This is a genomic window from Maricaulis sp. (assembly GCF_030149425.1).
Classification (GTDB): Bacteria; Pseudomonadota; Alphaproteobacteria; order Caulobacterales; family Maricaulaceae; genus Maricaulis.
In genome coordinates this window covers 29,574-42,084 of the sequence record NZ_JASBRQ010000068.1, presented here as the reverse complement: position 1 = coordinate 42,084, position 12,511 = coordinate 29,574, and the positions used below count along the sequence as shown (strand labels likewise).

The 12,511-nt window shown below is 61.2% G+C and carries 9 protein-coding genes; 4 read left to right on the top strand and 5 right to left on the bottom strand.

Annotated elements, in window-relative coordinates:
* Window positions 1-7: 7 nt before the first annotated feature.
* Window positions 8-3,427, top strand: a complete 3,420-nt coding sequence (locus Q1V57_RS11920; protein WP_300531034.1) for a P-loop NTPase fold protein — start codon at window positions 8-10, stop codon at window positions 3,425-3,427.
* Here Q1V57_RS11920 and ppk2 read toward each other — a convergent pair.
* Complete coding sequence (ppk2, locus tag Q1V57_RS11915) at window positions 3,424-4,182, bottom strand: polyphosphate kinase 2 (RefSeq protein WP_300531032.1); 759 nt, start codon at window positions 4,180-4,182, stop codon at window positions 3,424-3,426. The genes Q1V57_RS11920 and ppk2 overlap by 4 nt on opposite strands.
* Before the next feature lie 245 nt (window positions 4,183-4,427).
* On the opposite strand from ppk2, the gene Q1V57_RS11910 reads away from it, so the two are divergent.
* From Q1V57_RS11910 to Q1V57_RS11900, 3 genes are read left to right on the top strand one after another with little or no spacing between them, the layout of a single operon-like run.
* Window positions 4,428-6,224, top strand: a complete 1,797-nt coding sequence (locus Q1V57_RS11910; protein ID WP_300531029.1) for an FAD-dependent oxidoreductase — start codon at window positions 4,428-4,430, stop codon at window positions 6,222-6,224.
* A complete protein-coding gene (locus Q1V57_RS11905; RefSeq protein ID WP_300531026.1) occupies window positions 6,221-8,050 on the top strand; it encodes a 2-oxoacid:acceptor oxidoreductase subunit alpha in 1,830 nt (609 codons plus the stop codon). Before Q1V57_RS11910 ends, Q1V57_RS11905 begins: the two co-directional genes overlap by 4 nt.
* A gap of 1 nt (window position 8,051) precedes the next feature.
* Window positions 8,052-9,104 (top strand): 2-oxoacid:ferredoxin oxidoreductase subunit beta, encoded by a 1,053-nt coding sequence (locus Q1V57_RS11900; protein WP_300531023.1) that lies wholly within the window; start codon window positions 8,052-8,054, stop codon window positions 9,102-9,104.
* On the opposite strand, the gene Q1V57_RS11895 is transcribed toward Q1V57_RS11900, so the two are convergent.
* From Q1V57_RS11895 to fdhD, 4 genes are all read right to left on the bottom strand, one after another.
* The gene (locus Q1V57_RS11895) at window positions 9,095-9,697 is read right to left on the bottom strand and encodes a helix-turn-helix transcriptional regulator (RefSeq protein WP_300531020.1); all 603 of its coding nucleotides are present in this window, start codon (window positions 9,695-9,697) and stop codon (window positions 9,095-9,097) included. The genes Q1V57_RS11900 and Q1V57_RS11895 overlap by 10 nt on opposite strands.
* Before the next feature lie 143 nt (window positions 9,698-9,840).
* The gene (locus tag Q1V57_RS11890; RefSeq protein ID WP_300531018.1) at window positions 9,841-11,511 is read right to left on the bottom strand and encodes a formate--tetrahydrofolate ligase; all 1,671 of its coding nucleotides are present in this window, start codon (window positions 11,509-11,511) and stop codon (window positions 9,841-9,843) included.
* Window positions 11,512-11,533: 22 nt separating this feature from the next.
* Complete coding sequence (locus Q1V57_RS11885; protein ID WP_300531016.1) at window positions 11,534-11,740, bottom strand: formate dehydrogenase subunit delta; 207 nt, start codon at window positions 11,738-11,740, stop codon at window positions 11,534-11,536.
* Window positions 11,737-12,507 carry a formate dehydrogenase accessory sulfurtransferase FdhD gene (gene fdhD, locus Q1V57_RS11880; protein ID WP_300531013.1) on the bottom strand — a complete coding sequence of 257 codons (771 nt, stop codon included), beginning with the start codon at window positions 12,505-12,507 and terminating at the stop codon, window positions 11,737-11,739. The genes Q1V57_RS11885 and fdhD overlap by 4 nt, the downstream gene beginning before the upstream one ends.
* Window positions 12,508-12,511: the final 4 nt, after the last annotated feature.

The following is a 12,511-nucleotide window of genomic DNA, read 5'->3' as shown; positions in this document are numbered from 1 at the left end:
GGCATAAATGAGCGATATCAAAGAGCCGCCGGCCCGTGCGGGCTTGCCTCGGGCGATTGGGAAGCTCTTTCGGCTTCCGACCATGGCCGGTGCCATCTGGTTGGCAGTCATCGCGGCGGCTGTCGCGCTGTTTCAGGTCTGGGTCGTCATGCCCAATGGCCGTGTGACGCCGCAAACCCTCGAAGCCAGCGATGCGGGGGTGTCGAGCCTTTTTGCACCCGATGTCCATATAGTCGGGCCCGGTGACCGCAATTACCGGCACTACGCGGTCGAGGTTGGGGCAATCGACCGGATCGACCCGCCGGATGGCCTCTCGGATCGCATTGATCTCCGGCTCTACGAGATCACGGACATTGCGACCGGCGTCGAATACCAGTTGGAGCAAAGCCAGGAACAAGGCACACCGGCGCAGCGTTCAATCGCCGATATCTATGTCTTGGCCTGGAGCCCGGCAGCGATCCACCAGTTGGAGAATATTGCGTATCAAACCGTAGAGCGGCGTCGGCTGGCCACCGGCTTCGGGGGCGGGCTTGCATTGAGCGAGGACGGGTCGGCGCTGTTGAGCCTGGATCGGCAATTTGGTCGATCCGAGGTCTCGTTGCGAGACCCGGTGGCCGGTGATTTGCGCGCGCTAGGGCAGGTGCAACGCAATGAAGAACGGGTGCTGGAGCTTGAGGGCCCTGTTCGGGCCATGCAGGTGGACCGGCGGGGTCAAAGCGGGGTTGCTGTCGGTGCTGGTTTTGTTGCTCTCTATGACGGCTTCCAGTGGGCCGAGTATCCTGTCCCGGCATTTTTGGGAGCCGTCGACGCGCCAACGGAGCTGGTCGATGTTTGGGTCGACTGGCCGAACCTGAGTGCGATGGCGATAGGGCAAGACGGAACCCTAATAACGTTCAATGCGGTGATGGCGGAGGAATTTTCTGCTCCGTCCCCCTTGCCCGAAGCCATTGAGTTTGACGTCCCGTCGCCGCTGCAAGGCGACACAATTGGAATGTCGGCCATCCACGCGACACCCGGCTTTTCCCGTGGCTGGGTGGTCGGCAGTCAGGGGCGTGTCTGGCCGATCGAAAACGGTGTCGTCGGTGCGCCGCAGACCATCAATGAAGCACTCGATTTCATCGATGTCTGGACCAATCTCGACGGGAGTGTGAGTTGGGCATTGGCGCGCTCTCGGGCGGCCGATGTGCCGGCTGGCCTCTACCGTCACACGCCCGGGCGGGGCTGGGAGGCGACACAATCGGTGTGGTCGCGCAGCCAGCAGGCCGAATTGGGCGCAGATCTTGGCGTGCTGGTACCCGTCTCAATGGCGGTGGAAGACGAGCTTGATGTCCATATTGCCTATATTGTGCGAGGGGCGGAGGGGCAGCCGAGCGGGCGCAGCTATATCGCCCGGGCCTGGCTGATAGGCGGCACACCCGCTGTGTCGATACAGCTTCTGGGATGGTTCAGCTGGCTGTTGCTATTGGCGGCGGTGATCGTGGTTCCGCGTCGGGCCAGCCCGGCCGACGCCGACATGACACCGGTTGAAGTCATTGAAAGCAAGCTGCAATCAGACAAACCGATTGAGCATCTTGATGACGCACCGCGTGCGCTTGGTGAGTTGGCCGAGCGGCTTGCCGGGTTTATCCTCAACCGCGACACATCGGCCCCGATGACAATCGGCATCACTGGCGCCTGGGGCTCGGGGAAGTCCTCTTTGATGAAGATCATTGAGCACCGCCTGCGCGGGGAAGGCGCGTGCCCGGTCTGGTTCAATGCCTGGCACCACCAGAATGAAGAGCATTTGTTCGCGGCGTTGATGGAAGCTGTGCGGCGCGCCGTGCCGCCTGTCTGGACATCTGCTGGAATTGTCGTTCGGTACAAGCTTCTGCGGCGGCGTGTATGTGCCGATCCGCTGAAGGCCGCGCTCGGTGTCGTGCTCTGGTCGGCTCTCGTTGCTGTCGCGCTGGTGATGTTGTGGCACTCCGGTGTCATCGAGTGGGCCTCGGGAGAGAAACTCCCTGACGCGTCTTTGCAGGATCGCCTGCTCGGCGGTGCGGGCCTGGCGGGATTGCTGGCGCTCTTGCTGCGGACGGTCAGCGATCTGAGAACCATCCAGATCAGTCCGGCGCGGCTATTGGGGCAGGCTGGCGGGGTGATGCAGTTTGCCCGCTTCGAAGAACGATTGAACTTCCGGCACAAATTCGGTGCAGCCTTCGGCGATGTGTGCGCCGTGATGGAACATCCAAGGCTGGTCCTGATCATCGACGACCTTGATCGCTGCCGGAAGCATCAGATCGTTGAAGTCCTTGAGGCGGTCAATTTCCTGACCTCCAGCGGGGATTGTTTCGTTCTGCTCGGTCTTGAAGAAGAAGCCGTGCTCAATGCCCTGGCCCAGTCGATTGAGGCCCCGAATTCGGACGGCACTGACGAGAAGAGCAAGATCAAGCGCGCCGAACATTATCTGGAGAAGTTGGTCAATCTGACCGTACCGGTTCCGCTCTTTGACATGGAGGCGGTCGAGGAGATGCTCAGCCGCTCCAGGGGTGATGCCCCCGTCGCGCCGCGCCGGACCGGACCGCAGCGTCACGGGGCTTGGGAGGCGCTGCTGCTTGGGGCATTGCTTCTCGTCGCTGCAGGAACGGCGGTTTCGGCGATCTGGCCCCAACCCGCTGAGCGAGGCGGGGTGGAAACGGAAGCGGCCGGGGAGCCAGTGCTGCCGGATACGGCCCGCGAGGCCGGGTCTGATGCCGGCGACAACGGTGAACCCGGCGAACCGGTGACCGATGGCGCAACCACTGAGCTGGGGTCCGTAACCACCGCTGAGGGTATTCAGCTTCCAACCGTTGTGAGCCTTGTTGATCCGGTCTACCCCGAATTGACGTTCATGCAGCAAGCGGGCCGCTATGGATTGGTCATCCTGTTCGCGCTTGGCTTGATGTATCTGGTGTTCGCCGGTCCGGTGCGCTGGTATCGCGAACGCCAGGACCATGATGATCTGCCAACGCGCGATAGCGACGCCTTTCAACGGGCCATCAACACCTGGCTTCCCGCTGTCTCACAAGCGGTCGGAACGCCCCGTGCCGCAAAGCGTTTCGTCAACCGGATGCGCTATCTGACCGTCGGCCTGACTGCTGCTGACGCCATCATGGCCCGGATAGCTTTTGGCGCAATGGATGAAATCGGCTGCTTCCCCGCAGCGCGTGGGGCGATGGAGGTCAATCCTTTACTCCGAGAAATCGTCTCCGGCTTCGTCGAAAAAATGAGTGGCCGAACTGGCTTTTCTCCGCCGGATAATGTGGAAACGCTACACCCGGTCGTGAAAGAGCTGACGCGGTCGCAGCTTCAGGGTTATCTGCGCAGTGCTTCAAGCGCATCCTTCAGCCGCGTGGCGGTCCCGCCGAAGAAGCGGGAGGACAGTGCACCGCCACCTGAGGCGGATGCCTAGCGCGCCAGGTGTGCCGTCTTCAGTAATGCGGGCGCAAATTCGGTCAGGACGCCCGGTTCCGGATGCTTGGTCTCCGGCATGTCCTCTGGCCTTGGGAGGCGCCGGACCAGGTCGCGCATGACGTGGATGCGCGCGGTCATCTTGTTGTCGGCCTTGACGACGTGCCAGGGCGCGTGCGGCAAGGAGGTGCGTTGCAGCATGATGTCGCGCGCCTCTGTGTATTCGTCATAGCGCTCGAGCGCAGCTTCATCGATGGCGGAAATCTTCCAGGATTTGAGCGGGTTGGTGCGGCGTGACTGGAGCCGCTTGGCCTGCTCCTCGCGGGAAATATCGAGATAGTATTTGATCAGGTGGGCCCCGGCGCTGACGACCATGCCCTCAAAACTCGGCACCATGTCGAAAAAGCTCTCGCGCTGGTCCGGGGTGCAGAAGTCCATGACGTATTCAACGCCGGCCCGGTTGTACCAGGAACGGTCGAACAGGACGATTTCGCCGGCGGCCGGCATATGGGTGACATAGCGCTGAAAATACCAAGAGCGCTTCTCCCGGTCGGAGGGCTTGTCCAAGGCGATGACCCGGGTCTGGCGTGGCGCTGCGTGCTCGACAATGCGCCGGATGGTGCCGCCCTTGCCGGCGCTGTCGCGGCCTTCAAAGACGATAATGGCACTCTGGCCGGTATCGATCATGTGGCGCTGGATATGCACCAGGGCGATCTGCAATTGGCGCAGTTCGCTGCGATAGCTGGCCTCGTCCATATTGGCTCCTTGCTTGGCTTGTTCATTTAGAGCGCTGCCCGGCCCGGTTGTCAAAAAACCATTCAACTAGTGTGGTTTATGTCTGTCGCTGTTTTGTCTCAGCAAATCCATTGCCTCAGCCGAACAAAGCGGCCTAATCCCGCCAAATCCGCTTGACCCCTGCCCAAGGTGCGGGGTCAGATGCGGGGACGGTTGCAATGAGAGAACGCGCGCCAGCGACGTTTCACCGTTCGGGGGAGAGCAGTTTGAAGCCGACAAATACCCAGGATCCCGACTATTATCACAAGGTCGTCGATTGCCAGTGGGCCTGCCCGGCACACACGCCGGTGCCGGAATATATCCGCCTGATTGCGCAGGGGCGCTTTACCGACGCCTATCTGGTCAACCGCCGCTCGAATGTCTTCCCGGGCATTCTGGGCCGGGTCTGTGACCGGCCGTGCGAGCCGGCCTGCCGCCGCGGCCGCGTCGAGGAAGAGCCGGTCGCCATCTGCCGCCTGAAACGCGTTGCCGCAGATCATCGCGATGAGGTCGCGCACCTGATCCCGCAAAAGCCGGATACGACAAACGGCAAGAAGATCGCCCTGATCGGAGCCGGTCCGGCCTCGCTGACCGTCGCCAATGATCTCGCCCCGCTGGGCTATGAGTGCACGGTGTTTGAAGCCCTGCACCGGGCCGGCGGGCTGATGATTTCCAACATCCCCTCCTTCCGTCTGCCGGAAGAAGTGCTCGATGAGGAGATCGGCTATATCGAGAATATGGGCGTCGAGATTAAGTACAACTCGCGTATCGACAGCCTCAAGGACCTGCTCGCCGAGGGCTATGATGCGGTCTTCGTCGGGTCTGGCGCGCCCAAGGGCAAGGACCTCAATATCGAGGGCCGCGAGGAAGCGTCCGCCAACATCCATATCGGTATTGAATGGCTGGAAAACGTCGCCTTCGAACACACCAAGGCAATCGGCAAGAAAGTGCTGATCATCGGTGTCGGCAATACGGCGATGGATTGCTGCCGCTCTTCCCTGCGCCTCGGTGCGGATGATGTGAAGGTGATGGCCCGCAAGCCGCGTGAATTCTTCAAGGCCTCGCCCTGGGAGCTGGAAGACGCCGAGGATGAGAATGTCGAAATCCTCGTCAATCACTCGCCCAAGCGGTTTGTCATGGAGAATGGCAAGCTGGTCGGCATGGAATTCGAGCTCATGGAATACGAGCTCGACGAGCGCGGCCGTATCACCGATCAGCGCGTGAGTGGTTCCAAGATCATCCCCTGTGACGACGTCATCCTGGCTATTGGCCAGGAAAATGCCTTCCCCTGGATTGAGCGCGATATCGGTATCGAGTTCGACAAGTGGGGCGTGCCGGTGGTCGACGAGACCACGCATGAATCCACGCTCAAGGGCGTCTTCTTCGGCGGCGACAGCGCCTTTGGCCCAAAGAATATCATCTGGGCCGTCGAGCATGGCCACCAGGCCGCGATCTCGATCCACAAGCATTGCGAAAACCAGCCCGTGACCGAACGCATGCCGCGCGGGCTGAACCTGCAATCGGCCAAGATGGGCGTGAATGAGTGGATGTATTCCAACACATTCGAAGGCGCCCATCGCCGCGAAATGCCGCTGGAAGATCTGCGTAGCCGCCTCAAGGACCGCAAGCTCGAGGTCGAGCTCGGCTTCACCGAGGAACAGATCGTCACCGAGGTGCAGCGTTGTCTCAATTGCGATGTCCAGACCGTGTTCGATCCGCCGCTCTGCAAGGAGTGTGACGCCTGTATCGATATCTGTCCGGTCGATTGCCTGTCCATTGTGCCCAATGCGGAAGAGGCAGATCTGCGCCAGACGCTGAAAGTGCCGGCCAATAATCTCGAGCAGGACCTCTACGTGTCCGAACCGCTCAAGGACACAGGCCGCGTCATGGTCAAGGATGAGGACTTGTGCCTGCATTGCGGCCTGTGCGCCGAGCGTTGCCCGACCTCCGCCTGGGACATGCAGGATGCGGACATATTCATTCCGCACGCACTGGAAGAAGTTAAGGGAGTAGCGGCCGAATGAATGTTGTCGCCGATATCCAAGCCGATGTGCGTGTGAACGACTTCGTCATCAAGATCGCCAATGTGAACGGGACCGGTTCGGCCTCGGCCAATGGTCTCCTGATGAAGGCGATCTTCCGCATGGGCGTGCCCGTCGTGGGCAAGAACCTGTTCCCGTCCAACATCCAGGGTCTGCCGACCTGGTATGAAATCCGCCTGACCAAGGACAGCCATATGGCGCGGTCCGGCTCGACGGAATTCATGGTCGCCATGAATGCCGAGACCTACGCCCAGGACCTCAAGGAAGTCGCTCCGGGCGGCTATCTGCTCTACGACAATACCTGGCCGCGCCCGGATCTGCATGCGCGTACCGATATCACGGCCATCGGCGTGCCGCTGGCGCGGCTCTGCAATGCCCAGTTCGACAATGCGCGTACCCGCGTGCTGATGAAGAACATGGCCTATGTCGGTGCCGTAGCCGGCCTAACCGGGCTCGATGTCGGCGTTATCCGGGGCCTGGTTGAGGAGATGTTCGGCACCAAGGCGCACCTGATCGAGGCCAATATGAAGGCCATCCAGATCGGTCTCGACGCCATTGCCGAGGTCCACAAGGAGCCCGTCAGCCTCAAGATCGAAACCATGGACAAGACCGCCGGCCATGTGATGATCGACGGTAATACGGCCGCTGCTCTGGGCTGTCTCTACGCTGGGGCAACCTTCGGGGCCTGGTATCCGATCACCCCGTCCACCTCCTTGATGGACGGGTTCAAAATGGTCTGCGAGAAGTATCGCGTCGACAAGGACACCGGCCGCAAGAACTATTGCATCATCCAGGCTGAGGACGAGCTGGCCTCCGTGGGCATGGCCATCGGTGCCAGCTGGAACGGCGCGCGCTCCTTCACCCCGACCTCCGGGCCGGGCATTTCCCTGATGAGCGAGTTCATCGGCTTTGCCTATTACGGTGAGGTGCCGCTGGTCCTGTTCGACGTCCAGCGCGCTGGCCCCTCCACAGGCCTGCCGACCCGCACGCAGCAGTGCGACCTGCAGCTGGCCGCCTATGCCAGCCATGGTGATACCAAGCATATCTGCGTTTACCCGGCCGATCCGAAGGAATGCTTCGAGATGGCGGTGCAGGCCTTTGACCTCGCCGACCGGTTCCAGACCCCGGTCTTCTTCATGACCGATCTCGATATCGGCATGAATGACTGGATGGTGCCCGAGTTCGAATGGGATGACAGCTTCCAGCCCGATCGCGGCAAGGTGCTGGGCAAGGACGAGCTCGAGAAAATCGAGAAATACTATCGCTATGAAGACCGCGATGGTGACGCCATTCCCTACCGGACCATTCCGGGCGAGCATCCCAAGGGCGCCTATTTCACCCGCGGATCCGGCCATAACTGGAAGGGCGGCTATACCGAGGATGGCGGCGAGTACAAGGAAGTGCTCGATCGTCTGACGCGCAAGTGGGAAAGCGCCGCCGAAGTGGTGCCGGGACCGATCATCGTCGAGGCGGCGGAGCCGACCAAGCGGGCGATTATCTCCATCGGCGGCTGTGATGGTGCCGTGCGCGAAGCCATGACGCGACTGCAGCAGGATGGCGTGCACGTTAATTATCTGCGGGTACGCGGCTTCCCCTTCTCGGCCGAGATCGAGAGCTTTATCGACGCCCATGACGAGGTCTATGTGGTCGAACAGAACCGCGATGCCCAGCTTCGCGGGATGTTGATCGGCGAGACCAATGTCGAGAAGTCCAAGCTCGTCCCGCTGCTGGATTATGCCGGCATGCCGGCCGATCCGACTTTCATCTATGAGGGCGTCAAAGCCCATTGCCTGAACGCGGAGGCCTGACATGACCTCAATGGCGAAACCCAAGATTTCCAAGCACTTGCCGACCAATGAGCTCGGCCTGACGATCCGCAATTATGAAGGCTCGATGTCGACCCTGTGCGCCGGTTGCGGCCATGACAGTGTCACCGCTGCCCTGGTGCAGGCTTTCTGGGAACTTTCCCTGGCGCCGGAAAGCGCGGCCAAGGTCTCTGGTATCGGCTGCTCGTCCAAGACCACGGCCTATTTCATGGGCCAGTCGCACGGCATCAATACCGTTCACGGTCGCATGCCGTCGGTGGCGACCGGGGCCAATGCGGTCAATGGCGATCTCCACTATATCGGCATTTCTGGTGATGGTGACTCGCTGTCGATCGGTTTCGGTCAGTTCGCGCATGCCATCCGCCGCAACCTCAACATGCTCTACATCATTGAAAATAATGGTGTTTATGGTCTCACCAAGGGGCAGTTCTCGGCTTCGGCAGATATCGGCTCGACGACCAAGCGCGGTGTTCCCAATGAGCAGACGCCGATCGATCCCTGTGTCCAGGCGCTGACCCTCGGGGCCGGTTTCGTGGCGCGCGGCTTCTCCGGCGACAAGTCGCAACTGGTGCCGTTGATCAAGGCGGGCTTGATGCATCGCGGCTTTGCCCTCATTGATGTCGTCTCACCCTGCGTGACCTTCAATGACCATAAGGGATCGACCAAGAGCTACGCCCATACCTACAAGTATTATCACCCGCTGGTGCATACCGATTTCGTCGCCGATGCCGACGAGATCACCGGCGAGTATGAGGCGGATGGCGGCATGAGTGTGACGCTGCACGATGGCGGCATTCTCAATCTGCGCAAGACGGAAAGCGATTATGATCCGCGGGACAAGGCGCAGGCGATCGATACCCTGATGCAGCCGCGCGAGAACGGCGAGATCCGCACTGGTCTGCTCTATGTCGATGAGAACATGGCCGATATGCATGAGGCCAACGCCCTGCCGGATCAGCCGCTGAACAAGGTGGACTATAAGGAGCTCTGCCCGGGCAGTGACGCCCTGGGCGGCTTCCTCAAAGGCTATTGCTGATCGAGGCGATAGCTGATAATGTCGAGGAAATAAGGACCTTTTTCCTCGACATGGGCGTCAAAATCCGCGCCCTCAATGGCAATCAAGGTAACATAGCCATACCAGGTTTCAGCGCCATCGCGCATCGGCGTGTATAGCGCGCGCCAATAGCCCGGGTCTTCGCGGCCATCACCCCAGACGCCGATTGCACACTCGATCCGGCCCTCGGCGAAACCATGCTCGAGCAATTCCTCGCTATGCCGCTGCAGGGCCGTGAACGCGCTGCCGTCCAGGCTCGCCGGTAATGACGGGAAATAGCGGTTTCGCGCTTTCTGGCTGGCCGCCTCGACACTGAGTGTCTCATTATCCATCTGAAGCAGGAAGCAGACATAGGGGCTGTGTTCGATCGAGGCGAGGAAGTCGTCGAACACGCTGCGGGTCTTCGGATTGGAGCGCAGCTTGAGAATCGCTTCCCCGACATCTGGTGCCGGAACGGCCAAGCCGGACTCGATCCGAGAAATCGAAGTCTGGCTGAGGCCAACCAGTTCGGCAAAGGCGCCCTGTTTCAGGCGCAGGCGTTGTCGTATCGACCTGACGGTCTTAGCCCAGTCCATCTGCATACTTCGCAAGAACTCGAAAAACGAAGAGTAGAGGGACGTTGTAGGCGGGCCTCCAAACCTCTGGCACTCATAGAATATGAATAACCATTGGTTTCATTTGACAGGGGTCAAGTCACTCAAACTTATAAATTATCAGCTCAGAACAGCCCCGTGACCTGGCCTTTTTCATCCAGTCCGATGGCCTCGGCGGCCGGTTGGCGCGGCAGGCCTGGCATGGTCATGATCGCGCCGCAAATGACCACGATAAATCCGGCGCCGGCAGCAAGGCGTACTTCCCGGATTGGCAATTCATGGCTGTCCGGCGCGCCGAGCAGTTTCGGGTCGGCGGAAAAACTGTACTGGGTCTTGGCCATGCAGACCGGCAGGTGGCCATAACCCTCCGCCTCCCAGGCTTCCAGTTGGCGCAAAATCTTGCTGTCCGCCTGCACGCTGTCGGCGCGGTAGATCTTGCGCGCGATGGTCTCGATCTTGGCCATGAGCGGCATTTCATCGGGATAAAGCGGGGCAAACCGCGCTTTGCCCTCGTCGATCATGGCCGTTACGCGCCGCGCCAGGGCCTGCGTGCCCTGGCTGCCCTCAGCCCAGTGCGTGCAGACCACTGCCTCGCTGCCCTGCGCCTCGACAAAGGCTTGCAGGGCAGAGATTTCGGCATCCGTATCGGTAGCGAAATGATTGATCGCGACGACGGCGGGGACGCCGAAACGTCGTAGATTCTCGATATGCCGGCCAAGATTGGCGCAGCCGCGCTGGAGCGCGTCGACATCCTCCCGGGCGAGCGCGTCTTTCGCGACCCCGCCATTCATCTTCAGCGCCCGCACGGTGGCGACGATGACCACGGCATCGGGGCTCAGCCCGGCCTTGCGGCATTTGATGTCGAAGAATTTTTCCGCGCCGAGATCGGCCCCGAAGCCCGCTTCAGTGACGACGTAATCGGACAGTTTCAGCGCCGTTTGCGTTGCCATGACCGAGTTGCAGCCATGGGCGATATTGGCAAAGGGGCCGCCATGAATGAAGGCGGGTGTGTGTTCCAGCGTCTGCACCAGATTGGGCTGGAGCGCGGTTTTCAGAAGCACGGTCATGGCACCGTCGGCCTTGAGGTCGCGGCAGGTCACCGGCGATCTGTCGCGGCGTTGGGCGATGATGATGTCGCCGAGGCGTTGCTGCAGGTCCTCGATATTCCGGGCCAGGCAGAGAATGGCCATGATTTCCGAGGCGACGGTAATGTCGAAGCCGGACTGGCCCGGGAAGCCGTTATTCACCCCGCCCAGCGAGGTAACGACATCGCGCAGGGCGCGGTCATTCATATCCATGACCCGGCGCCAGCGGATGCGGCGTTGATCAATCTCCAGCGCATTACCCCAGAAGATATGATTGTCGATCATCGCCGCGAGCAGATTGTGTGCCGAGGCGATGGCGTGAAAATCGCCGGTGAAGTGAAGGTTGATATCCTCCATCGGGATCACTTGCGCATACCCGCCGCCGGCGGCGCCGCCCTTCATCCCGAAACAGGGGCCCAGCGAGGGTTCGCGGATGCAGATAGACGCGTTCTTGCCGATCCGGGTCAGCGCGTCGCCCAGACCGACTGTTGTGGTGGTTTTGCCTTCCCCGGCCGGGGTCGGATTGACCGCTGTGACCAGGATCAGTCGGCCCGTCTTGCGCGCTTCCAGGCTGGCGGTGAAACGCGCATCGATCTTGGCCTTGTCGGGGCCGAATTGGATCAGTGCGTCCTCGCCGATGCCTAGCTTGGCGGCAATCTGGGCGATCGGAAGCGGTGTCGCCTCGCGGGCGATTTCAATATCGGATTTCATGCCTGTCCCCCCGGAAATGGCGTCAGCGCAGCCGCTGGATGGCGGCCTGGACCGCCGGCTTGAGCTGGTCTGGTTGTGTTGTGAAGATCTCGATCAGTCCGGCGCGCATGCGCGGGTCCCAGAAGTTCCGCAAATGGGCTTCCACGCCGTCGACCGCCTCGGCTTCGCTATAGGGCTGAAAGAACTCAGCAATCTGGTTGGCCATGCGGACGAGCTCGGGCTGGTTCATGAGTTGGCCTCCGCCTCAAACCGGATCACCGATCCGCCGGGACCGCGGGCGAGGATGGCGAGGTCTAACGCCTCGGCCAGGTCGATGGCGCGGCCGGTTGGCGCTGACAGGCAGGCAATGGCGCTGGCACCGATGCGGGCCGCCTTGAAGATCAGTTCGAAACTGCAGCGGCTGGACATGAGGACGAAGCCCGGCTCTGCGATCTCGCCACCGCGGAGCAGGTGACCGGCCAGCTTGTCGAGCGCGTTATGGCGGCCAACATCCTCGCGTACGCTGAGAATATCGCCTTCCATGGTGCACCAGGCAGCAGCGTGGACGGAGTGGGTCTGCCGGTTCAGGGGCTGGTGCGCTGCGAGCGTGGAAAAGGCGTGCTTTACGGCCTTGTCGGGTGGGGTTCCGGTTGCGGTTCGGCGGTGTTTTGGTGTGTGCAGGGCGGCGAGGCTTTCAATGCCGCATAATCCGCAACCGGTGCGACCGGACAGGGTGCGGCGGCCGCGCCGGGCTTCGATGATGGCATCCGCGGCAACGCGGATATCGGCGCTGATGCCTTCCGGATAGGCTTTGATTTCAACGGCTTCTATCTCAGTCCCGGACGCAATGACGCCCTCCGTCAAGGCCAGGCCGATGGCCAGGTCCTCCAACTCCGACGGGGTGGCGAGCATGACGCTCCAGGCCTTGCCGTTAAAACCGATTTCGACCGGAACTTCCTCGGCGATAGACCAAATCTCGCCGGAACGGGCGTGAATCCGGCGGGCTTGTGGTGCCATTGCG